22 protein-coding genes are annotated in these 23,136 nt (G+C 56.8%); 5 read left to right on the top strand and 17 right to left on the bottom strand.

Going from position 1 to position 23,136, the window contains the following annotated elements; translation table 11 throughout:
- Nucleotides 1-231: 231 nt before the first annotated feature.
- Entirely contained in the window at nt 232-1,581 is a 1,350-nt protein-coding gene (locus P5689_RS08185; RefSeq protein WP_285532755.1) for an inorganic phosphate transporter, read from the top strand.
- Between the two features lie 30 nt (nt 1,582-1,611).
- Here P5689_RS08185 and P5689_RS08180 read toward each other — a convergent pair whose 3' ends face one another.
- Nucleotides 1,612-3,000, bottom strand: coding sequence for a glycosyltransferase 61 family protein (locus P5689_RS08180; RefSeq protein ID WP_285532754.1), 1,389 nt, complete (start codon nt 2,998-3,000; stop codon nt 1,612-1,614).
- Between the two features lie 283 nt (nt 3,001-3,283).
- On the opposite strand from P5689_RS08180, the gene P5689_RS08175 reads away from it, so the two are divergent.
- Nucleotides 3,284-4,048 carry an EAL domain-containing protein gene (locus tag P5689_RS08175; RefSeq protein WP_023978215.1) on the top strand — a complete coding sequence of 255 codons (765 nt, stop codon included), beginning with the start codon at nt 3,284-3,286 and terminating at the stop codon, nt 4,046-4,048.
- An 830-nt stretch (nt 4,049-4,878) separates the two neighbouring features.
- On the opposite strand, the gene P5689_RS08170 is transcribed toward P5689_RS08175, so the two are convergent.
- Complete coding sequence (locus tag P5689_RS08170) at nt 4,879-5,256, bottom strand: helix-turn-helix domain-containing protein (protein ID WP_285532753.1); 378 nt, start codon at nt 5,254-5,256, stop codon at nt 4,879-4,881.
- Nucleotides 5,257-5,384: 128 nt separating this feature from the next.
- On the opposite strand from P5689_RS08170, the gene namA reads away from it, so the two are divergent.
- Nucleotides 5,385-6,461, top strand: a complete 1,077-nt coding sequence (gene namA / locus P5689_RS08165; protein ID WP_285532752.1) for an NADPH dehydrogenase NamA — start codon at nt 5,385-5,387, stop codon at nt 6,459-6,461.
- 19 nt (nt 6,462-6,480) lie between these two features.
- On the opposite strand, the gene P5689_RS08160 is transcribed toward namA, so the two are convergent.
- From P5689_RS08160 to P5689_RS15550, 4 genes are all read right to left on the bottom strand, one after another.
- Nucleotides 6,481-7,224 (bottom strand): phage antirepressor, encoded by a 744-nt coding sequence (locus tag P5689_RS08160; RefSeq protein ID WP_285532751.1) that lies wholly within the window; start codon nt 7,222-7,224, stop codon nt 6,481-6,483.
- Complete coding sequence (locus tag P5689_RS08155) at nt 7,221-7,649, bottom strand: hypothetical protein (RefSeq protein ID WP_285532750.1); 429 nt, start codon at nt 7,647-7,649, stop codon at nt 7,221-7,223. Before P5689_RS08155 ends, P5689_RS08160 begins: the two co-directional genes overlap by 4 nt.
- A 612-nt stretch (nt 7,650-8,261) precedes the next feature.
- Nucleotides 8,262-8,756, bottom strand: coding sequence for a lysozyme (locus P5689_RS08150; protein ID WP_285532749.1), 495 nt, complete (start codon nt 8,754-8,756; stop codon nt 8,262-8,264).
- A gap of 133 nt (nt 8,757-8,889) precedes the next feature.
- Complete coding sequence (locus P5689_RS15550; RefSeq protein WP_352230630.1) at nt 8,890-9,282, bottom strand: phenylacetaldoxime dehydratase family protein; 393 nt, start codon at nt 9,280-9,282, stop codon at nt 8,890-8,892.
- 163 nt (nt 9,283-9,445) lie between these two features.
- Here P5689_RS15550 and P5689_RS08140 point away from each other — a divergent pair, with 163 nt between their 5' ends.
- Entirely contained in the window at nt 9,446-9,997 is a 552-nt protein-coding gene (locus tag P5689_RS08140) for a TetR/AcrR family transcriptional regulator (RefSeq protein ID WP_285532747.1), read from the top strand.
- A gap of 275 nt (nt 9,998-10,272) precedes the next feature.
- Here the strand turns inward: P5689_RS08140 and P5689_RS08135 are convergent, their stop codons facing one another.
- The 8 genes from P5689_RS08135 to P5689_RS08100 form a co-directional block, all read right to left on the bottom strand.
- A complete protein-coding gene (locus tag P5689_RS08135) occupies nt 10,273-10,920 on the bottom strand; it encodes a hypothetical protein (protein ID WP_285532745.1) in 648 nt (215 codons plus the stop codon).
- Between the two features lie 279 nt (nt 10,921-11,199).
- A complete protein-coding gene (locus P5689_RS08130) occupies nt 11,200-11,466 on the bottom strand; it encodes a hypothetical protein (RefSeq protein ID WP_285532744.1) in 267 nt (88 codons plus the stop codon).
- On the bottom strand, nt 11,459-11,860 hold the full coding sequence (locus P5689_RS08125; RefSeq protein ID WP_285532743.1) for a hypothetical protein: 402 nt from the start codon (nt 11,858-11,860) through the stop codon (nt 11,459-11,461). Before P5689_RS08125 ends, P5689_RS08130 begins: the two co-directional genes overlap by 8 nt.
- Nucleotides 11,845-12,567, bottom strand: a complete 723-nt coding sequence (locus P5689_RS08120; RefSeq protein WP_285532742.1) for a hypothetical protein — start codon at nt 12,565-12,567, stop codon at nt 11,845-11,847. Before P5689_RS08120 ends, P5689_RS08125 begins: the two co-directional genes overlap by 16 nt.
- Entirely contained in the window at nt 12,567-13,337 is a 771-nt protein-coding gene (locus P5689_RS08115) for a hypothetical protein (RefSeq protein WP_285532741.1), read from the bottom strand. The genes P5689_RS08120 and P5689_RS08115 overlap by 1 nt, the downstream gene beginning before the upstream one ends.
- Before the next feature lie 333 nt (nt 13,338-13,670).
- Nucleotides 13,671-15,179, bottom strand: coding sequence for a Hint domain-containing protein (locus tag P5689_RS08110; RefSeq protein WP_285532740.1), 1,509 nt, complete (start codon nt 15,177-15,179; stop codon nt 13,671-13,673).
- Nucleotides 15,180-15,799: 620 nt separating this feature from the next.
- Entirely contained in the window at nt 15,800-17,407 is a 1,608-nt protein-coding gene (locus P5689_RS08105) for a hypothetical protein (protein ID WP_285532739.1), read from the bottom strand.
- Nucleotides 17,404-21,063, bottom strand: coding sequence for a phage tail length tape measure family protein (locus P5689_RS08100; protein ID WP_285532738.1), 3,660 nt, complete (start codon nt 21,061-21,063; stop codon nt 17,404-17,406). Before P5689_RS08100 ends, P5689_RS08105 begins: the two co-directional genes overlap by 4 nt.
- A gap of 180 nt (nt 21,064-21,243) precedes the next feature.
- Between P5689_RS08100 and P5689_RS08095 the strand changes: the two genes are divergently transcribed.
- Entirely contained in the window at nt 21,244-21,612 is a 369-nt protein-coding gene (locus tag P5689_RS08095; RefSeq protein WP_285533863.1) for an MliC family protein, read from the top strand.
- 18 nt (nt 21,613-21,630) lie between these two features.
- Here P5689_RS08095 and P5689_RS08090 read toward each other — a convergent pair whose 3' ends face one another.
- From P5689_RS08090 to P5689_RS08080, 3 genes are read right to left on the bottom strand one after another with little or no spacing between them, the layout of a single operon-like run.
- Nucleotides 21,631-22,269 (bottom strand): hypothetical protein, encoded by a 639-nt coding sequence (locus P5689_RS08090; RefSeq protein ID WP_285532737.1) that lies wholly within the window; start codon nt 22,267-22,269, stop codon nt 21,631-21,633.
- Nucleotides 22,270-22,272: 3 nt separating this feature from the next.
- Nucleotides 22,273-22,596: a hypothetical protein gene (locus P5689_RS08085; protein ID WP_285532736.1), complete on the bottom strand. Its 324-nt coding sequence runs from the start codon at nt 22,594-22,596 to the stop codon at nt 22,273-22,275.
- 53 nt (nt 22,597-22,649) lie between these two features.
- The gene (locus P5689_RS08080; protein WP_285532735.1) at nt 22,650-23,087 is read right to left on the bottom strand and encodes a hypothetical protein; all 438 of its coding nucleotides are present in this window, start codon (nt 23,085-23,087) and stop codon (nt 22,650-22,652) included.
- Nucleotides 23,088-23,136 lie beyond the last annotated feature (49 nt).

Raw genomic sequence — 23,136 nt, 5'->3', positions numbered from 1 at the left:
GCATAATATCCCCCCGCTGGCGGGAGAGACATGACCCGGAACGGGCGCAGGCAGAAGCAAGAGCTCCTTTGCGGCTGCGCCCCCTGGTGGAGAACAGGCTCGAACTCTGGCGAGATCGCTTCCCTCTCCCCTGCAATCATGAAGTTTCAGAGAAACCCTGCGTCAAAGTCTTTCATAAACGTCAACGCTGACAGAGATTGGGAGCATCCTGCTGCAAGGGCTTCCTGATCGATGCTTCACTTTGCTCCTTCCTCCACGGGATCGCTGATCATGCTCGCGATCTGCTTCCTGCTTGTCTGTCTCTTCGAATTTGCCAATGGCTTTCATGATACGGCCAACGCGGTTGCAACGGTGATCTACACCAACTCGCTCAAGCCCCGTGTGGCTGTCATCTGGTCGGGGCTCATGAACCTGCTGGGTGTGCTGCTGGGCGGCATTGCCGTGGCGTATGCGCTGGTCGAACTGCTCCCGCCCGATGTGCTGACACCCCCCAATGGTAACCCGGCGGTGCCGATGCTGGTGGCGCTTTTCGGCACGGCACTGGCCTGGAATCTCTGCACCTGGTGGTTCGGGATTCCAAACTCATCCTCGCATTGCACGATCGGGGCGCTGATCGGCATCGCCATCGGGGATTCATTTCTGCATGCGCGTGATCTGGGTCATAGCGTGGATTGGGGGCAGATCTGGAAGGTCCTGCGTGCGCTTGCCATCTCGCCTCTGCTTGGTTTCTTTCTGGCCGGACTGCTCTATCTGCTCATTCGCTTCGCTGTGCGGATGCCAGCCCTTTTCACTCCCCCAAAACCCGATGAGAGCCCAAACCCGATTGTCCGGGCACTGCTGATCCTGACCTGCACTTCCGTCAGCTTCTCGCATGGCAGCAACGATGGACAAAAGAGCATCGGGCTTATCATGCTGACAATCATCGGCCTGATGCCCGCCAGTTACGCCATGAACCCGGATCACCCGACCGATCGCGCGGCTCTGGCCCAGATGGCGCAGGAGGCAAGGCCCCTGATCGCCCAATATGACCGCTACAGCTTCAAGCCGGACGCACTGGCCTCCATCGACCGCCTGAAGATGGTTACCACACCCGCAACACCGGCCCAGATCCGCGGCGACGTCTATGAAATTCTCTCGGGACTGCGGGATGTGAGTGCCAATCCGGCCTCCTCGTCGCAGGAGAAACAGACGAGCACCCGGCTTGCCAAGGCGCTTCGCCCGACTGTCGAATATGCACCCTACTGGGTCCGTGTGCTCAGCGCCCTGTGTCTTGGTGTCGGCACGATGGTGGGGTACCGCCGCATCGTCAAGACGCTGGGAGAGGGCATAGGCAAGCAGCATCTGACCCCCGCACAGGGGGCTGCCTCGGAACTTGTCGGCGCTGGCCTCATTGCCTCAGCGGGCTATACCGGATTGCCGGTTTCAACCACACATATCATCACGTCAGGTGTAGCAGGTACGATGGTTGCCGCCGGATCGGGCATCAATATGCGTATGCTCGCGAAAATCGCCCTGGCATGGCTGCTGACCCTGCCCGTCACAATCACGGTTTCGGCCTGCGCCTTTTACCTTTTGAACTGACTGCGTGACCAGGTACCGGCCCGAATGGGATCAGGGCACAAACAGCGTGAATTGCTCCCATCCGTCTGGCACAAGACGATCGCAGCAGACACGCCCATCGGGCAAGGCGCACAGGAAGCGCCCGGTGGCATGAATTTTCAGGGCGACCCTGTCATGTGCAATGCGCTGGTAGCGAAAGAAGACAACCGCACCCTGCTGCGTGTTCTGTTCCACTGACAGACAATCCCCCGTCGACGTCGTCAGGGCTGCCCAGCCGTGATCGTCCAGACTGACGAGCACCTTCTCGATACGCGCTCCGCCGCCGGATCCATGCCGCAGCAACCCTGTCTGCCGGTCAATCTGAAGGCAGGTGTCATGAGCCGTACGCAAGACGCGATCAGGCATGCGGTCAACCCTGATCGGGGGATCCTCATCTTTTATCTGAGCCCATGCACCTTGCTGCACCAGATCGCAGAAATGGCGCGCGACCCTTGGGGGATCGGTGAGGCGGTAGATTGCAGGCTCTCCAATGACGAATTTTTCCGTCCTGATACCGGGGGTCTGGGCATAGGCCATCCTGGCACGATTGACCTTGTCCATGAGCACGTAGTTGGAAGACACCAGCCCATCGCAGCACAGGGCAACTCCGATGGGTCGAGCGCAGAAAATGCTGTTGTGAAAAGCCGACCCGACAAATCCTGCTGTCGGACGATGGGATGAGAACAGCCCGATCTGCTGCCTGATCGACAAGGCCTCCGGTGAGATCACCATAAAGCCTGCATGGTGAAGCCGGGTCGCAACCTCATCTTCGCCCAGGATGATACGCATCTGGCTCTGGAACCCCGAGCGTGTGAGGTAGAGCGGAGCCGAGTCCGTCATCTTCTTGCCATAGCGTTCCCCAAGGTCATTGCAGAACCGCGCCAGCGCATGATGGGCAAAATGATTTTCTTCAAAAGCCGAACCGGCAACGATGACCGCAGTCAGGCGCGTGGGCCGGTCGAACACGACAAAATCATCGCGGCACAAACCGAGGAGGTCGAAAAGCTCCCTTATCCACGTAAAAGAAAAGAGCTCATCAAGAGATCTTTCGGCATGGACCAAGATCCTCAACCCTTGGTAGCTCTGCCGCCCAACCCAGTAACGCGGCAGGGTTTCAGTGAGGAAATGACCAAAATGATCGGTGATATTGCCGCCATAAAAATAGAGCAGGTCGGGTGCGGTGGGGAAGGCCGATGAGGGGCTGACACAGCAGCTCTGACTTTGCCCCAAACTGGCATTGGGCCAGCCACGGCGCGGACCAGCGGTCTGGATCAAACGTCCGTAGGGATCATAAAGTCCGAATTCGGCATCGTAATGCCCCGGGATACGGGGGATATAAAGGGCGTCAAAGCGGGTTTCGACCGGAGGATCCCGGTCGAACACCTTCAATCCCGCATCCATACAAACTGCATTTTCGTACATACGAAAACTATATTTATAAGAATTCTATCATCAAGGACGTTTATTGAAAAAACTTGATCTTATACAATCCAAGCAAAGGAATTATCCATCTTATATTTTTCACCGTGATCACACGTTGCCTGGCCTATCAGCTGCAATGACGAGCCCATCCCCCTCTCGTCTGCTGTAACAAAAATAATCGCTCTCCCTGATTCAGATTCACCAACTTGTGAGCATCACTTGCGTTCGGGATGGCGCGAAGTCGATGCGGGAGGGTAGCGCGATGATGGCATCATTCTGGGGTGGTGGAAAACGCAAGGCATGCGTTGGCTGCAGCGACGGCACGGGCTTTGATGTCCCTATCACCATGGCTTTCCAGCCAATCGTCGATCTCTCAACACGGCAGATCTTCGCTTATGAGGCATTGGTTCGTGGAAAGAATGGCGCCAGTGCGCAGGAAATCCTCTCACGCGTCACGCCTGAAAACCGCTATGCCTTCGACCAGACATGCCGGGTGACGGCCATCACTCTCGCTTCAGAACTCGGACTGGTTGAGCAGGGTGCGCTCCTCTCCATCAACTTCCTGCCCAATGCTGTCTATGATCCGACGACCTGTATCGGCGCGACGCTTGAAGCGGCGGAGCGCGTCAGTTTTCCAACCGATCGCATCCTGTTCGAGTTCTGCGAGAACGAAACGCTGGATACAGAGCATCTTCTGCACATTCTCCAGACCTATGATCGCATGGGCTTCAAGACAGCCATTGACGATTTTGGTGCTGGCTATGCCGGATTGAGCCTGCTTTCGCGCTTCCAGCCGGACTACGTGAAGCTCGATATGGGCCTGTCACGTTCCATCGATACCACCCCGGTCAAGCAGGTCATGATGCGCCATACCATCGCCATGCTGGAAGGGCTCAACGTCACGCCAATCTGCGAGGGTGTCGAAACCCCTGAGGAAGCCAAAGTCCTGTCGGATCTCGGTATTTCGCTTCAACAAGGCTATATCTACGCCAAACCGGCCCTGGCTGAGTTGCCGATGCTGCACTGAAAAGGCGCGAGGTGCATCCTGTGAGATGTCATCCGTGTTGCCCTACTCACATAGGGCGTTTCTGTTTTTCTTCATTCTGACTGCCGACCTGCCATAGCCTTGCAATCGGCACCGGCAGCGCGCCCCCGCACTTGAGTAGGATAAGGTGGGCCTGGATCACTATCTGCGTGATCCGAAAATCGTTATCAGTCTTCCGCCAGAAAGCCCTTTTTTCTATGCCCACACAATGCGACCCGAAGAACGGGGCCGTTGATCACCAAAACTTATCCAGCGCTGATCATCGTCAGCTATGGGCATTGATGCGGGTATGGACGTTTTACGCTTCAGACGGAGGATGGTGGGCCATTGTCTGCAACTGGCCCGGAAACAGCGGGAAATTGCCCATCCCAGCCGCCAATGAGATGCGTCTCACCCGGCGTTTATTTTTCCGCAGTATCATGGTGCCGGGTGAGGGATTTGAACCCCCGACCTTCGGTTTACAAAACCTGTTCGTTTTTCCAACATGCCATTGATATAATTACGATAAAACCTGAGACTTGCGATGACTTATCCGGCTTTCTATCCGGGTAGTTGCCACGGTTCTATAACCGGCCCATATACCAAGATGGAGAAAGACCCCCAGATCGAGGATCTTTCGCATCGCCATGGCTACTCGATAAAGCCGACCTCAAATTTTGCCTTGCCCGCAAGCGACTGCAGGTTGGTGTTTTCCGGGCGGGAATGCGTTTTTGTAGTGATGACAATAACTTGACCTTGTGAAACCACTCCGAACCGTGGCTTCAAATCAAGGGGTTAGCGGCGTTTTGTACGACGAATTCGATATGATAAGATCACTTTTCGACATCCGAAGCGCCCACGATGCGCGGCCGAAGCGCTGGGCGCTTCTCTAACCAAGCATCCCCCCAGGCGCTCAGAGCCGTCAGCAACGGACGCAGAGTTTCGCCCTCAACGGTAAGTGAATATTCAACCCTCGGCGGAATGACCGGATATACGGTCCGGATAACCAGGCCATCACACTCAAGTTCGCGTAGCTGTTTCACGACCAGTCTCGGTGATGCACCTTTGGCCAGCCTGCTCAACGCGTTGAAACGCATTGTCCCATCAAGCAGGTGATAGAGAAAAACGCCCTTCCACTTTCCTCCAATCACATCGAGCGTCGCTTCCAGAGAACATCCCGGTGTTTTCTCCCAACGCTTGAGCTTCTTCATAGGACTCCAACACTATAAAAATGTATACTGTATTGAAAACTTTACAGTATTTTCGATTTTGGCATCACATCCTACCTCAGATGCAAGGGAACTTGAAACCTGTCCCGTGACTGAGAAGAGGCAAGACAATGACGCTTTTCGATCCACTCACCATTCGCAATGTGACGCTACGAAACCGGATTGCGATGTCACCCATGTGCATGCATTCGGCTGCACCAGGCGGCTTCGTGAGTGACTTTCACCTTGTGCATTACGGTGCGCGCGCGCTTGGAGGCGCCGGGCTGATTTTTCCCGAGACGCTGGCCGTCATGGAAAACGGAATGATTGGCCCCGGTGATCTCGGCATTTGGAGTGACGACCATCTCTCTGGGCTCACGCGCCTGGTCGATGTGGTGCATAAAATGGGAGCAAAGGCCGGCGCGCAAATAGGCCATGCCGGCCGCATGCTCGGCTTCGTCGATCAAAGCGCCATAGCACCATCTGCTATACCCTTTGCGACAGACGCCCGGGTTCCCCATGCCCTGACTGAGGCCGAAATCCAAGCTGTGATCCAGGCATTCGGTGTAGCGGCCAAAAGGGCGGGGCAGGCGGGGTTTGACGTTATCGAGCTTCATACGGCGCATGGCTATCTGCTCAATGAGTTTCTTTCACCCCTGGCAAACAAGCGAGACGATGCCTGGGGTGGTAGCCATGAAAATCGTTATCGCATCGTACGTCTGATTATTGACGAAATTCGCCGTGACTGGAGCGGCCCGCTTTTCGTGCGTATTTCAGCCACCGATTATGCTGATGGCGGCAATACCAGCGATGATTTCCTGATTTATGGCCGCTGGATGAAAGATCAGGGCGTCGATCTGATTGACTGCTCATCGGGGGGCATTGCCCCTGTTAAAGTACCCAGTTTCCCGGGCTATCAGGTACCTGCGGCAACAAGACTCAAAACTGAGTTGGGCATTATGACCGGCGCCGTCGGACTGATCGAGACCGGCGATCTCGCCGCCGATATTATCGGCAATAACAGGGCCGATCTCGTGCTGATCGGGCGCGCCATGCTGCGTGATCCGTTCTGGCCGCGCAGCGCGGCAGATCAGCTCCGCCTGTCGATCGAGCCACCAGACCAGTACACGCGCTATGGCGCCTGGTGGCTCGACAACCAGCCTCGTCCTGAACCTGCCCCGATGGCGTCAACGGCCGGCGAATACTGATTGGCGCGGGCCACACCCCTCACGCCACGCTATGCAGCCGCTCGGGCATGAGCTTTTCCAGTCTGGCGAGGCCCTTCGCGGTGATGCGCACCTGCTCTGTCACCTTTTCCGAGCCGTCGGGACGGGTAACGGTGGTGATCTTGTGGTCCAGATCGCCGTTGGAGGTGTGGGCCTGATAGCCCAGCCAGTGATCGGCGCCGGGGCGACGGTAGATCCAGCCATTATGCGCCAGCCAGTCGAACAGGGCCTTGGGGCGCGTATGGAGGTTCTTGGCGGCGGCGGTGATGCACAGACTGCCCTCGGCATTCACCAGCCGGTCATACACCTCCGCCTTGGGCAAGGTTTCTGCCAGGGCCGCTTTCTGCCGGGCCACTGTGGCCTGCAACACGGCCAGAGCGCGGGCAGCGAGGGCCTCGGGTGTTTCCTCCGGGGTGGCCGTCATGTAGCCGCCGGTCTTGCGTATGGCGGGCAGGACTTCCTCGAACACCCAGCGCTCGAACCGTTCGGCCTCGGGGCGCTTGCTACGCACGATCAGCCGCAACACGTCGGGCTCTGACAGAACGCGGACATCCTGTATCCCTCCCGGTGTAGAAAGGGGGTGCCGTTTTGGCGACCCCTTGCAGTGTTTGGCTATCGCACCGGCAGGGTCAGCATAGCCGAGCCGCTCGGCCACGTCCTTGCCGACAAAAAATGGCTCGGCGTCGATCGTTAGCACGCGGATTTTCCCGCCCTCGAAGCTGAGGGGGATAAGCATCTCATTCATACGGCATTCCTTTGTGCGAAGAAGGTGGCGTCTTGGATGAAACTGAAGAGGAGACGGATTTCCGGGCTGCGCTCGTCCACCTCGAACGCATGGAAATAGGAGGGGAGGTACAGCTGGATGAGGCATGCTTTGGCCCCGAGCCCCGTGGGCGTGACGGCCCGGATCTCGGCCAGATCATCCAGCTGACTGTCAAACTCGTCCAAGAGAGCGAGGTATTCCTCGTCGGAAGACTTATGCGTTCGGTCATTCATGACCCGATGCGTTTCGATAGCGCGAGCGATATGCCCCAGTAGCGTGGCATCGGCCTCGCCTATTGCCTGCGCGGCTGGAATGAAGGCGGCGATTGAGCCGACAAGTGGCACAGCAGCAAGTTGAGAGAGAACGGCACGTCGAGACGTGCTAGAAGAGGCATCAGCCTGTGGCATGGGGGGTGATCCCTGCTGGAGGTTAGTTCGGGCCTGAGGCTGCAATCCTCAGGTCCGAACACTCAACTTACACACCTTACTCAGCTACGCAATATATCTTACACACTTTGCGCATATGAAGTTTTACGCTATCGCTCGAATATGAATGATGAGAAGCAAGATCAGCGTATCCAGCTTGTCGCCTCGAAGAGTTTTATATCTTCGGTGGACGAATGGCGGCGTTTACAGCCTGATCTTCCGTCAAGATCGGAAGCGATACGCCGGCTGACCATATTGGGGCTTGAAACAGATCATGCGTCCTCTCCCGCGAACTGAACGCAGCAAGGCTTAAGAACCTCTCCGGCTGTCATCTGCATTCGCGGCGTGTCTTCCGTTCATCCCGATGCAGTTTACCAGGCGATAGACAATCAACCATCTCGATCCTGTAGCAGGGCGAGGCCAGAATCGGGCGATTACCGCGCAAAGCGAGACGAGAAACGTCCCAACCAATGTCATATCGGCCGAGATCTCGGCCGGAATGAATGGGAGAATGGACGCGTAAAGGCTTTGCCAATCCAGTGTCATGGCAGTGTGTCCTCATATTCAATTGTAGGAAAGAAGAGAGACGGTCGGTCAGACCGTGAAAGGAACACCCGCAACAGGGCGGCCCTGATAAACAGAAAGCTCGATACGACGGCGGCGCTGAAGGCCAGGCAGCACGATAAGGCGGCCATTCACCGTGGCTTTGTCCCAGCGTAAAAGCTGTTGTCCCGCCGCCGCGTAGAGGCCCCTGTTCAGAAGCGAGACAAGCGTAGAGCTACGCATGGCGGCACTGCCCACATTGAACTGCCACGACAGAAGCGCCCCCTCCTGCCACGGAGCCAGCGAAACATGCACCGCTTCGAGCAATGTCTGGCGCAGCCCGGCCAGCATTTTGCCTGCGAGATCGAGCGCCTCGGTTTCTGTAACGGGTTTCGTGACAGCCGTGACGGGCGAGCCATCACCGAGGAAGCGATTGCCAATCCCGATGGTCCAATACCCGGCCGGGCAGAGATAGGGCGCAAGACGCAGCCCCTCGATATCGTCCCGACGCAGAAGCGCCAGAGCGATTTCCAATGAAGCGATCATCAATCATGTCTCCAAAACGAAAAAAGCCGCCCGGGTTGGGGCGGCTTGGGTGTCGGATTTGGGGCAAAAGTATCGTCGGCTATTACGGTTAGCCGAACATATTCAGGTCTATATTAGGGATGTCAGGGCGCATTCATTCCACTGGTTCAGGCGCGTGCTGCGTTGGCGTGTTTGCAGCGCCCCCCTGAATTCTCGACCGAGCCGACGCGAAAGGCCCCGTCGGGCTTCTCTCAGGAGCGAAATGCTGCAAGCCAACAGGTTGATCCATCCCGACGTATACGGCCTCGATACCACCACGGGCGTGATAGGTTTCATGCCAAAAACCCGCACCCGCCGTCATTTCTCGTATACGGCGCCACCAGTCAGCATGCGGTTCGCTGCGCGTAAAACGCTCGAGCGCATCCATATCACGCCAGTATTGACGAAAGCCGATATGCGTCAAACTGAACCTCAGGCCCTCGTCAGCAAGCAGGCCATCTGGGCGATCACGAGCGATTTGCGCCAATCCCTGCCCGATCCGTCGCATGGCAAGCAGGCTGCGCCAGCTCCGCATCCGAAAACCGAGCATGATCATCACGAGATCGGGATACGCAGAAAGGTCGACGGATTGGCGGTTGATTGCGGCTTGCATGATGCAGCTCCATGGAGTTTACAATGTAAGCGTATTGAGTTTGGTGTACATTGTAAACATGAATGATTCCGTTTCCAGCGATCTGCGGACACGCCTTTTCGCCGCAGCTTTGGCGTCTCTCGAGCGAGGAGAAGCAGTGGGGCTGCGCGCCGTAGCTCGCGAAGCAGGCGTGTCAGCTATGGCGCCCTACCGACATTTTCGAGACAAGGAGGCTCTTCTGGCCGCTGTAGCCCTGCATGGCTTCGAGATGCTTCGCGAAGTATTACTGGCGGCAGATCAACAGCCGGATGCCCAAAAGGCCCTGCTTGCACAGGGCGAGGCCTATGTCGCTTTTGCCCGGAATCAGCCTAAGCTTTTTCGCCTGATGTTCGCCGGGCACGATGGCGGGCCACCACCTGTTGAAGACAATGCATATGGCGTCATGGTCCGACGGGTCCAGCAGGTCGCGCCCGATAACCTGGAGGCCGCGACACTTGCCTGCTGGGCCGCCGTTCACGGCCTTGCCACGTTGGCTCTCGATGGTGGACTACCGTCTGCTGGATCATCCTGCGAACGTGCAGCCATTATGGTTGTGATCAGAGGGTTGTGTAGGGATCGTGCTGTTGGGTGAGAGGACGCATAAATCGTCAACTTCCGCCTCATTTCGGTAGCTTCCGGCATTCAGTAAGCTACTGCGAAGCGGACATAACTGACGAAGCTGCTTGACCGCTGCTGCCGATGTCAGCAAAGGCTTTTTTCCCTAATGGTAGGTTTTATCTGGGTTTTGCGGACGGATCGTCTTGTGTACAAATATCACCCTCGGACTGATGGCATGTAGGAATTGATTGCCCAATATAAGTGGCAAGAACTTTTTTTGTTTGTAAAATAAAAAATATTATGATCTTCTCAAAAGATTTTACTTGCAAATAAATTAATCAAGCAATTTACGACAAGAGTAAAAAATAGTATAACAAATAAGTAGCTTACTCTATTTAATTTCCCACCATATTTTTTGCAAACTATAATAATAACCCTATACGTAGATACAACAATAATAATTGGAACTGATAATTCTGTCAGCCGTTTGAGAAAAATAGATCCCTGATTTGTGGCCGATGTCATGAGATATGGTAGAGGAATCAAGATCGAGCTTATATAAGCTGACCACGCTAAAAGCGTTGCATCGCGTAAGGCCGCTAACCTAAGGGCGCGTGCTCGTAGATGACGCCATCCCAGCAGATACCATCCACCGATAAGCAACGGAAGTGTATTTGTGATTATTATAAAAACTAATAACAGTTCTCTATCGTGTAAAATTGGCTTTATGTCATTTATCGACCACCTTGATTCATCATCTATCCCCATTATATACCTAATTATCAATATAATCGCCGTCCATCCTACGGCATTTTTCAATAAAATGCGCATAATAAAAAAATCTTTCGGAGTTTCTTTATACAATTCACGCATTGAATAATAAAATAAAGATTTAATAGTCAAAATTGGCCAACGAAATATCTCTATTATAAGATTAAAAATTTTATCCAAAACCATTATTCCCATTAGAAATAAGAAATTTGAGGTATTCTACTTTCTATAATAATTCTGCAGGCACGACAGTGTCTTATCAAGATAACACTTTCTTCCGACTTATACATCCCAAAAAGAAATAATTAAATCTACTTTATAGTTGTAAGATAAATATTTTTTGTAGATATGGCCAGGGCATATCTGGCGCGGCTTGAGTTTCTTATTTCTGCCGTTGGTATACTTATGTCAGCTATTTGATTTTTCTTTCCTGAATCTGATAGTCAACTTTCTCCCAATCCCAGCCTAGCTAGTTGCCTTTGGCGTCCCTCTAGCGAGGGCCTCTCGCAGCAGCCCATTCTGCTCTCGCAATTCCTCGATCAACTCGAGATTGACCTTCTCCCTTGCCTCTAGATTATCCACCCGTGCATTCAGCCGATCGATCTCCTCCTGCTGCGACGCAATCGTGGCTTTCGAACTTGATGCGCCGAAACCAATCAGCCAGCGGATGGTGAAAAGCAGCCCTCCGATCACCGCGACCCACCAGGGCTGCGGGGTAAGGTTCTCAGGCATTGCCCATTCTCCCCAGCGCAGCCCGGATATGGAGCAGGGCAAGTGCGCCATAGGCTGCGATCGCAGGCACAAGTGCGCTCGGGGCGATCAGTCCGAAAGCGATGAATGCCCAGGCCGTGAAAGCCGCGATCGCCGAGGCGCGACGCAGGGCGGGATGATTGCACACCGCCCCCACGATCTGCGCACCGCCCGTCAGCCAGGCAAGCAGGGCATAGACCAGCGTTGGATGATCGGCGCGGGGCAGAATGGCGAGAAGCTGCCCTATGCCAGGCCATGTCACATCCGTCCGCGGTAGCGCCAGAAGCAGACAGGCCCAAAGGGCAAGTGCCGCACCCAGGCAGAACTCCTGCATCCGCATGGTGTTATCCTCCTGTTCGTTCAGACCGAAAGCCATGTGAGGGCGGCATCGGACAGGGCCGGCGTGAAAGTGAAATCCTGACGACTCTTCTTCAGCGTCACGATCGTGATCACCGCCCGGACCGTTTCACCCTGATTGAGATTGACGGCCATAGCGTTGACGATGATGGGCATAGGTCCATTGCGGTCGACGCGCAGGCGCCTTTGCTCCGCCGTGTAAGGCGCGGCCGATCCATCAGAACCTAGGCGGTACAGGCTGCAAACGATCTGCAGGAACCCCCAGTCGGTCGTCATAACGCCGCCCCAGTCCTTGAGCTGGATTATGCCCGCAAACTCCGCTTTCAGCGTGATGCCGCTGGCCCGGATATCCTGGCTGAAAAAATCCCGGCGCTGATCGTCCAGTTCGGCACCGGGGATCGATACGCGCCCCTGCGTGGCAGGCGGGGTTATGGCTTCAACGGGAATGTCGGAATAGACATAGACCAGCCCTGTGAAGTTGAGCCTGTCCTGCCGGTCGAACGTGTTGCCCAGCACCTGATCGCGCGAAATCGTGGCGGGCTGGCCGTGCGTCAAGCGACCGATGCCCCATTCGGCCTTCGTGCCGTCATCGGCGAAGTAGTAAACCTCGCCATCCTCAAAAACGCCGCTCCAGCCGCGTCGGCCAGGGGGCGCTCCGCTCAGGGCAAAGGGGCCTGTGCCGGGGTTGTTGGACCGCTCGAGCACGAACGGGGCGAATTTCGGCATCAGAGACGCTCCTTGACGGTCATGGTCGTGGCCCGCCGATCGGCAGCGCCTGCCGGGCAGGTGATGTCACCCGGTGTCAGGCGCCCGAAGATCATCGCGCTGTTGCGATCGGGGGCAGAGAGATCGGGCACGAAAAGGATATTCCGCCCCGTCGCAGCCGTGTTCTCGATGCTGCGGATCTTCGGCAGCTCGGCGATGCCCAGGGACTGGTGATCGATCGCGATTGCGCGCTGGCGATAGCGCAGGGTCGGATATTCCACTCCCGAGAGGCTGGTGGCCTCGTCAATGGTGGCCTGCTGACTCTCATTGCCTTGCCAGCTCATATTGCGCTCGGGCTGCCAGAGCGGCCCGAGATAGGCGAGCGGGAAAGACAGGAAGCCGTCAGGATTACCCTGATCGCTGATCGAGATATCGAGCTGCGTGATTGTCTGGTCGTTCGGAAACACAACGAGAAACTGGCCCGAGACGGTTTGCGTCTGCTGGCCACCCGAAGCGTAAACGACGCCCGCCCCGTTGCGGGCAATGAGGGAATAGCGCGCTCCCGCCGTGAGATTGGTGCGGTGAAATGAAAAGCCCCGGCACAGGATGGGCCGGGGCAGATGCGCGATGAGATAGGCTTCCTTTCCCGGCACGCGCCAGGCGGTCGAAGGCGCCCCCTGATCGTTTTGCAGATTGATCAGGGGCAGTTCAGCAACCTGCGCATTGCCCTCCAGCCGCGCCTCCATGAGCGCGTTCTCTGCGCCGAACGCGCAGGTCCAGGCCTCGGCCATGGCCGTTCCTTTCTGATATATTATCGTGGGATAACGACTATCTTTTCGGATTCACCCGAAATTTTCGAGCAAGTATCTATTCTATATTTTTTGTGTTATTTTTTTTATTAAAAGTGTTTTCCACTCGTCCGGAGCAAGAAAGCGCTTTTATCTCTCGTACTGCCCGAGCGTCCGAATAGCCTGTCTTCGGTTTCGAATTGAATAATCGTAGCAGCGCGCTTCCTTCGCATGATCGTACGAGGGTTGCGCGCTGCTACGGATTAGATCAGATAACAATCAGCAATGATTTTGAATTTGCAGCCTTACAGAGTTCCCAAAACAAGATTTTCCGATTCAGGAAAAACTGAAATTTTCAGATAAGCACGTATTCTTCTGCTCTTCCTCTGAACTCAAATAGGGACCTCCTGCGATAATTTTTATCCCGAGAAGGCAGGGCTCGTCTGGCAAGCGAGAAAGAGACTCTTGTAAATCGAGAAATGCTCTTCCCATCGTCCATCGAGTTTGAGCATCACCTTCAAACTCACGCCAACCGGTCACCTCCTCGTCCTTCAGATGCTGATCTAGAAAAATAACGCCCGTACTCGTGTAAAGGCTGATCTCGCCTATGAGCACACCAAGCTGACGACGATCATCGACGAACGGTCCCAAAGTGTCGCATGGTCTGGCGACGCGGGATCGTATCCAGAGGCTCGCGGTGCTACCGGGTATCATAAAGGTAGCTAGGCCATTACGAACCCGAATGGGAAAAATTTCCTGTCCTAAATCAGTCTCAAGAAAAATACCGGGATCCTTACTCAAGATATGAGTCTTGGGAGTCGGGAAATGATTCAAAGCGATCGCTCGCTCTAGTAAGCGATCATAGATAGGGCGCACGAAACCCTCATCAACCCGGAAGCAATGGGTACTGTCCTTTTCGCTTTTTTCTTTTTTACTCCCGCTGAGATCCAGATGGCCGTTTTTTCTAAAGCCGTGTCGATTACCTGTATCCAGATAGCTCTCGGCTTTTGTACCATTTGCCCATATTATCGAATGATCAGCTGTCTCGATATGATAATATTCATATGAGCCTTTTATATTTTCATAGGAAATCGTTGCGCCGTTGACGAGCATACGAGCTAAAACGAATGATCCATCTATAAAAAGACAATGATCAGCTGTGACGAGCAAGTCCTGGTAAGGCTCGTTCGGGGCAATGGCGTCTTTGGTTATTCTTATCGGATGATGGGTAATGTCACTCGGTTCACTATCGGCCGGGGTAGCCGTTCCCTTACCAATCCAGGTAATAGGCTCAAGTTTTTTCTCCAAGTTGACTGGATCCCAAACTTCGACAAGACAGCCGACTTGCAGGTGTTCGACTGGAATGTCCCCGCCGTCTGTTCGGATTAGCGTACCTGGAAGATAGCATACCAAACCGTTCAAGTTCAGAGATCCCCCTTTGGGAATGGTGACTTGAGTTACAGCGTTCGGATTCAGATTGAATGGGTTTCCTGGTATCTCATATGTAAATGTCCCTGCATTCGTTATTCCGAGTTCTACTGTAATTATGGTTTTATTTGTAACTTGAACGTATATATATTTCACAAGCTTTTCTCTCGCGCTCTTATTGTCGAGATAAAAAGTAACATTCGCTCCGGTCGGCGCATCGATGTTGAATCTGTAGCTGTTTCCCTGATACGCATTCTGAGGCAGGTAAGTCCATAGAACAATACTATCGCCAGAAGCCTTCACACTATAAGTGTGACTCGTATACCACGCTCCAACCGGCGCGTTCTTTGCATCTATGTAGAATACATCGTCATCGACATTGTAGTTGGCTGATTTTCCATTCCAGTTTACGGTCATAACGTTCACCCACGAAGTTTTAATATCGAACCCAAAAGCGTTTTAGATATCGCCCACTTCTGTGGTGGGTAATCACGGAACATATATAAATATATAATCGAACAAAATTCGATTAATATTTAGATATACCGCGGTATGCAGAGTCTTGCGACTCCTCTATATCCAAGACCTTAGCGCGACCTGAGTCGACGCGATCGGACGTTAAATAAGTTGATGATTTTGTTTTTTCCATATACTTGTAATCACGATTTTGTGATAGATGTATATTTGATGATTACTACTTGCAGATAATCACATTGTAGTTAGCGATCTGCAAACATCACAAAACTCTTAGGTATACAAGAATGCAGACCGCGTTAGCCCTAATAAATTTGCACCACTTTAACACGATGTTTTTTTTAAAAAAACAATATTCGTATCGTTCAGATAACAAACCTGCAGCGGTATTAAATCGGATGTTGCGTCGCTCGCCGCGTTATTCGCTCCCTGACACTGACCCTCACGGTAGAAGAGTCCGCGAGAAGAGTGGTCTTTCGTCGTCATCACGGTCTCATGAGTATACTCGGAGACAAACGGCCACACATGGAAACGAGAGAGTCAGGAAGCCCTTACCTCAGTACCTAGACCAGAACGGTCAAGGTCACGCTCGCCTCGTCAGAGCGGATCTGCTCGCCAATCACAAGCCCGGTCACGCCACCGCGCAGACCCGGCGCTGGCAGATCGAGCCGCAGCGCCTGGCCGAGATCGATGCCGCCCGCGACAGAGCGCGGCAGGGTCAGGCTCCAGAGATGACGCTCGGCCCCCCAGAGATCGCCATGGCTGTTGGCGGCGTTCTGGGCATCGCCCTCATCGATCAGCGCGGTCGGGATCACCGGCAGATCGCCGGGCTGGCGATAGCGCAGCTTGATGGTGGGCAGATACCAGGCTGCGACACGGTCCTCCTGCAGCACATAACTCTGCCGCTCGGCCGTGATACGCGGATGCAGCGCATTGCCGCCCTGTTGCACCGTCTGATTATGCGCATAGCCGATGCGCCACCGGAAAGGCGGTGGCGACAGCCCGCTATCGAGCGCAATTCCCGACAGCGCCGTGACCTGGTCTGCCGTCAGCACCCGCGAGGGCGTGCCGCCGGGCATTTGCAGGCGCAGGGGCGTGAGCGTGCCCTCATGGCTGGGCACGAGCCGGATGCCGAGCCCCGAGAGCCAGGTATTGACGATCTGCCGCCCCGTGACCGTCTGGCTCCCGTCCCAGTACCAGCCCGCCTGGCGCGTATCCTCCCATGATCCTGCAAGCCATTGCGCGGGCATGGTCAGATCCTCGATCAGCATCTGGCGGAGGAGCGGCAGCAGAGTGCGCGGCGCTGCCCCCGAAGGAAAATCGCCTGTGGCATCCACCGTGATCGCATAGACGGGCTTCGCGCCGAGACGGATGAACAACCCGCCCGAACTGCTTTGCATCTGCCAGGTGCCGGGCGCAGGCGCCGCCCTGTAGAGATCGCCCACGGCTCCGCCATAGGCGATGCCACCGGCAAACCCGCCCTCGTAGAGCGTCGCCACAGAGCCCGGCCCGTCGCTGATCTGGTAAACGAGATTGACGGCATCGATCAGCACCGGCGTCAGATTGAGCGCCGTGCCACGCAGGCGCGGCATCGAGCGGCCCTTAACGTTGGCATCTCCGCCAAAGCGCCCCGAACCGGCATAGGAGCCGACCGGCATGATGACCTCATCAAGCCAGCCGGATACCTCGCGCAGTGCAATCTGCACGGTGAGCCGGTCAGGTTGCCATGAACTGCCCAGGCCAGTGAAGATGGGCATGAGAGCGCCGCTCACCGGGTCGAGATCGATCTGACGCACTGAATCCCGCGACTTGAAACCGGCTTGGATACGCACCGGCATCCGGTCGATCACGCGCTCGCGAATTAGCGCGTCGAAACGTCCGTCTGGATTGGCGATGGTAATCGCCCCCCAGCTTTCGCGCACCGAAGGTGAAGCTGGCGACAGATCGAGCCTGCGATCAATCGCGAAGGCATCGGTCAGCCAAGGCGGATAGGGCCGACTCGCCTCATCGACATATCCCGCATCTGACAGGCGCAGGGTGTCGATGATGCTGATACGGAACGGCAGCTGCGTGATCGTGCCTGCCGCCGCTGTACCCAGACCACGGACGAAGGTGACATCCACCGCACGCTCCATGTCGATTTCGACAAGATGGAACAGAATGCCGCTCATGCTGCCCTGCCTTGTGCCTGGTGGCGCTGCTCGGCAAGCTGCTTGTTTGCCGTATCAAGCAGACGTTGCAGCAATTCCGCCAGGGTCTGATTGTTGCTCGCCAGCATGGCCTTGAGCGCCGATTCAGTGATCGTGTTCGGTTTGATGGTCCCGATCGACTGCAGCAGCTGCTGCACGCGGGTATAGTCCGAGACGAAATCACGCCCCGACCCATTGTAGCTCTGGCTTTGCGCCAGAAAGGTCTCGGACGCGCTGCGCAGCGATTGCAGGGCCTCATAGTCGCCACGCTGGGCCTGCGCGGCGATACTGGTGAAGTTGTCATTCGCCGCACGATATTGCGCTTCCGCCGAGAGCGGTGAATAGCCCGAGAGGTTCAGCCCCTTGGCAAAGTCGAGCAGGTTGCTGATGACCGATGCCGCCGAGCCTTCCGCCTGATCGCGTTGCTGCTTTGCCTGTTCAGCCGCCCGCTCGGCGTCCTGTTTGGCCTGGGCTGCGGCGGCGTCTGCGGCCTGTTTTGCGGCATCCGCTGCCTTGTCCGCATACTCCTTCTGGATAGCCAGACGTTCGGCCCCCAGCGTCCTTTCCAGATCCGATGCCTGTTGCAGATAGGTCTGGTTCGAACTGTAGGCATCCCCCAGGAAATCGCGCCAGCTCTCGGCAAGCTGGCGTTTCTGTTGGGTGGCAGACAGATCGAAACTCATGAGCGCCGCGCCCTGATCATCGCCGGTTGCGGTGAGATACCGCACCCGGAAGGCCTGGGTACTCTCGGCAAGGCTTTGCATGTTCTTCGCATAGCCCTGCTCGTAGAGCGTGCCGAATTTGTCATTCAGCGCGTCACCGTCGAGCCCGTAGCCGCTCGCCTGTGTTGCGGCGGCCTCATAGGTTTTCTTGAGCGCCTCCATCTGCTCGACCCAGCTTTGCTGCCCGTTCACCGTGGCTTTCATGAGATTGGGCATGGTGTTGGACACAAACTCGGTGATGGTGGCCACCTGGCTTTGCAGATCGCTTGTCGCGAGTGTCTTGCCGTTGAGCATATGATCGAGCGCCGTGCGCAGATCGCCCGTGGCCTCGGTAAAGCCCGAGACAGTCACGGTGCCGTCACTGTTGAATTTCGACACCGCCACGCCCAGCGCATCCACCGTGTCGGCCATGCTCTTCAGCTGCGTTACTGCGCCTTGGAATGAGGCCACGCTATCGAAACTCGCGGGCATCCCCTGCGACAGCGCCTGGCTGAATGTGGCGCTGTCATCGCTGCGCAGTTGCAGCTTGCCCAGCAAATCGGTCAGGCTGACAGAACGTTGCGACGGATCCTTGTTGTTCGGGTCATCGCGTACCGTCCCGAGATAGAGATTTTCAGCCTTCAGCCCGAGGCTTTTCATGGTGGCGTTGACGCTGGCCATATCGGCCTTGAGTTGCGCCGTAATGGTGTCGGTCTGCTTCTGGTTCCAGCTTTGCCCCATGCTCAGCTGATCGCCCTCCATCACCACCTGGTCGATCGTGTAAGGGTTTTTCTTGTGCCCAAACAGACCGCCCAGTAGGCCGCCAAGGCCACCGCCAAGAACCCCGCCCATGACCATGCCCACTACCGGGAACGCGGTACCAAGCCCGGCCCCGATGACAGCACCGACACCCGAACCGAGCAGGCCATATGTCCCGCCGCCGACATTGCCGAGCGCCGAGCCGATTCCAAAACCGCCACCGATACCGGCCAGGGTGTTGCCGATCGTGGCCGTGCCGGTCAGCTTCGTGCCCATCGCGCCCGAAAGCCAGCTGCTCGAACTCGCGACACTCGATGCGGGCGAACCGGCCCCGGCAATCGAGACACTGGCCGCCTTGTTGCCGACCGAGCCACCCGAGGCCAGCGCATCAGAGATGCTTGTAAACGTGTTGCGTGAGCCGCCATCCAGCGCGTTCAGGGCCGGGTTGATCAGCGCCATCTTGGCCACCAGCCCGACAATCTGCGTTTGCAGGCCGGACAGGATCGAGCCGAAATCGACCGCGCCCTTGCCGCTCTGCACAAAGGCCTGCGTGACGCTGTTCGTCAGCGTGTCGAACATGCTGCTCAGGCTCCCTGTCAGATCGTCGAGCGCCGATTTCTGATGCTGATAAGCGTTGGTTGCCATCTGGATGGCTGCCACATTGTCGAGATAGGCCTGGCTTGTTTTCGAGTTGATATCGCCGCCCGCCTCCAGAATGCGGTTGCGCTCTTTCATCACCGCAATCTGTACCGATACGGCATCGCTGTTCTGGCCGATCGCCGCCGTCTGCGCCTTGATGACTTCCAGATCCAGAGATTGCCCGTAGAGCTTGCCCGCATTGGCCATATCGACCTGCGAGGCCGTGGCCGATTTCATGGCACCCGTCAGGATATCGAGTTGGCGGGCCTGTTCGGCCGTGCCGTCGATCGAGGTGGCCCGCACTTTCTCGGCGGCCTCCATCGCCTGTTTGTACTGTGTCAGCGAGCCTTTCGAGGCATCATAGCCCGCCAGCATATCCTGCTCGGCCTGGGTGTGCTCGTTTATGGCCGCAACGGACTGATTGAATTGCCCCGTCAGAATGGCCTGCTGTCGTGCCTCGGCTTCTGCCAGCTGCGTGGCCGTTGCGTGCGCCTGGCCCATGAGCAGGGACCAGGCCCCCATACGACCGCCGCTATTCTGCAAATCACGTATGTGCTGCACCAGGCCTTCATGAACACCCAGCAGGCCTTTCTGCGCGAAATCCTCAGCGGCTTTTGCCGGATCATCGAAGGCTGCGGCCATGTCTTTCGCGGCGTCCGGCACGTCCTTGCCGAGCACGGTGGCGAGGTTACGCGCTGTCGTGGCCAGCGCATCGAGGCTGCTGCCACTGGTCGACGGCATGGCGGCAAAGGTGGTGGTGATGGCGCGGCTATCGGTCAGTGACAAGCCGCTCTTGCCAGCGACGCGCCGTGCCGCGTCCTCGGCAGCGCCCGCCATAGCCGCGTAGTCGCTGCGCGTGGCGCGAAGGGTCTGGCCGAGGGCTGCGAGGTGCGATTCCTCGGTGTTGGCGGCGCTGCCCATCTTGTAGATGGCCGCACCGGCAGCAACGGCTGCGAGCGCCAGACCGGCTGGGCCCATAAGCAGGCCGGTCACGATCTGCGTAGCCTTGCCGAAACCGCCCATGACCGTGACCATGTTCGGCACCTGGTAAAACGCGGCCTTCATGGCCCCGCCACCGGCCAGCACCTGGTCAGCGAATTTATGCGCCTCACCGGCCAGGATGCCGAGCTGATAGCTGGACAGTTTGGCGGCGGCCGTGCCCTCGGCTAGGGCGACAGCGTGTTGCCTGCTGGCACCCGTGGCCGCGTCGAATTTCTCTTTCTGCGCTGCGGCCGATTTGGCGATACCGGCCAGCGACCCCGCATATTGCTCCTGGGTGATCTCGCCGGCAGCCAGGGATTTCTGCAGCGCCTCGATATTGGCCGTGCGCTGGCGGATTTCGCTGCCGAGTTTGGCCTCGGCCCGCGTCGTTTCATCGAACTGCCGCGCGACCGACGCACCGGAGCGGCCCAGCCTGGTCACTTTCGTATCGGCCACCTCTGCCGCATCGCCAAGCCTGGTCAGGGATTGCGCATCTTCCTGCGCCTTGGCCAGATTGCTCGCAAAAGCAATGTAAAGCTCGGAGATCGTGGTGGGCATCGTTACGCTCCATGCGTGCAGCATCGGACCGCGCATTTGTGAAATGCGGATGAGCCGAAATATTGCCGTCATCTGATAGGAAGGTGCGCGCATGCCGCGAAACGCGCAGGCAAGCGCAACAGAAAGTGGAGCAGGACTATGATTCGTAGATTGACGGGAGCCGCAATTGCTTTGACAGCCATGACCGCTGTTGCATCCGCGCACGCAGAGACTGGCGATTCACTCTCAATTCCACTGTCGTCGTCGACCGACATCCACCGTCAGACTGTGTCCTACGACTGCAAGGCAAAAAAGGGCGCGAGTTCAGCTAAGCTGCGTGCTGTCCTGCCCGAGAAAATCGTCAAGGTAAGCTATATCAACGCGGGCGATATCAGCCTCGCTGTGCTTCCGGTCGACGGAAAAACGCAGATATTTACCGACGTGATTGCCGCGAGCGGCGCCAAATACGCGGCGGCTGAATACGTCTGGTGGAGCAAGGGCGACGATGCCATGTTCTCAAGCGAAATGGATGCCAGCGCCATGCTCACCTGCCACGAAATCAAGGGCTGATTGTTGCCGGTCCAGTTTTCATGACCGCAGGGTGATCTGCAGCGCCGGATAGGTCATGACCGTGCCAGCCCGTGTCCTGCGCTCGCCCGAAGCGCCGCGCAGGATGTAGGGGGCAGAGGGTGCGATGCCGCTACCCAGGCGGACGAAAATCTTGCCGAAAGTAAGCGTCGGAAAACGCCGCATGAGGGTTTGACGCACGTGCTCGATCTGGTTGCGCCGTATGCGGGGCTCAAGCGCCCCCGTCTCGATCTTGCGGGCATAAGGCATCGGATTGACGATCAAAATCGTGCTGTCAGCGGGCAGATCCTTGAGCGGCTGTTTCCAGGGCTTGCCGTCACAGATCAGCACCCAGGCATCGCGAAAGCGTCCGCTGCGTACGGGCGATGTTGACCGACACAGAGCGAGCGCCGCCTCTGCCGCCTCGCCCGTGAGATTGAAGCGATAGAGAATGGCTCCATCCAGTCGCACGCTTGTTTCTGGCGCATCGGCTTTACCGTCCACATAGCGCCGCCAGCTGGGCGGAGCCTCGCCGCGTGCGATCACCGCGTCACGCGCCACAATGGCCTGTATTGCCATTTTAGCCCGAAGGGCATCGGGGGAAAGATTGCGATCGACAAAGAGGCGCAGTGACCGGCTGAAGGTTGCGGCTCTCGCCATAGTTCATCCCTTCATGAACTGTTCGATATCCTCGGTGATCCTGCGGTTTCGATACGCCATGAAGACGCTATCCATGGCGCGGATCTGGTCCTCGATCCATGGCCGGTCGTCTTCCGAAACCGCATTGGCCTCACACCACCGTGCCAGCGCCTGCCAGGAGATCCCGCCTGGGCGCGATACGCCCCGAATCTTGCCCATGGCAGCCCCGACCAGATCGGTTAGCCAGGCACGATCGTGTTGCAAATCATGCCAGCCACGCCATGGGCGTTCGAGTGAGGGTGGGAGGGCAGGCTTGCTGGCGAGTATGGCTTCGCGGATCTCTGGCACCTCGTCAGGCCCCGTGAATGGGCCGTATTCGAGTTCCCAAGCCAGCGCCGCTGTCAGTTTCCCACCGCGTCCCGATGTTCGTCGGCACGCTGTTCGCCCACCTTGGCTGCAGCCGATATGGCAAGGGCGATCAGCATCGGATGCTCACCGCTTGCAAGCAGCTGGCGAAAGGCGTCAATCCCGATTTCGGAGCCGTCGTCATTCTGCAAGCCATCCACATCAAGCACGCAATGTTCGGCAATGGCCTGACCCTGTGCCCTGTCATCTTCGGTCGGCGGCAGGCTCTCGGCAGTGTAGCGCGTGGCACCTGGCTGCAATGCGCGGTTGAGACGGCTCGCCACCGTATTCTTGAGGATATAGAGCGCGTCGCGATAACGCGGCGTGAAGCCGCGTGTGGTGATGAGGAACGTGTTGCCGGGCGGCCTGACCTCGATCGTTTCGCCCTCCTGCACACGGCCAGCATCGCGGGAAAAGGCAGAGAGTTTTGCCATTGCGTCAGTCTTTCTGTTTTTGAGATAGGTCGTTTCAGAGCGGGGGCAC

It is taken from the genome of Asaia sp. HumB (assembly GCF_030263835.1).
In the GTDB taxonomy this organism is placed as follows: domain Bacteria; phylum Pseudomonadota; class Alphaproteobacteria; order Acetobacterales; family Acetobacteraceae; genus Asaia; species Asaia bogorensis.
The sequence above is the reverse complement of the archived record's forward strand: the minus strand, read 5'-3'. Positions and strand labels throughout refer to the sequence as shown.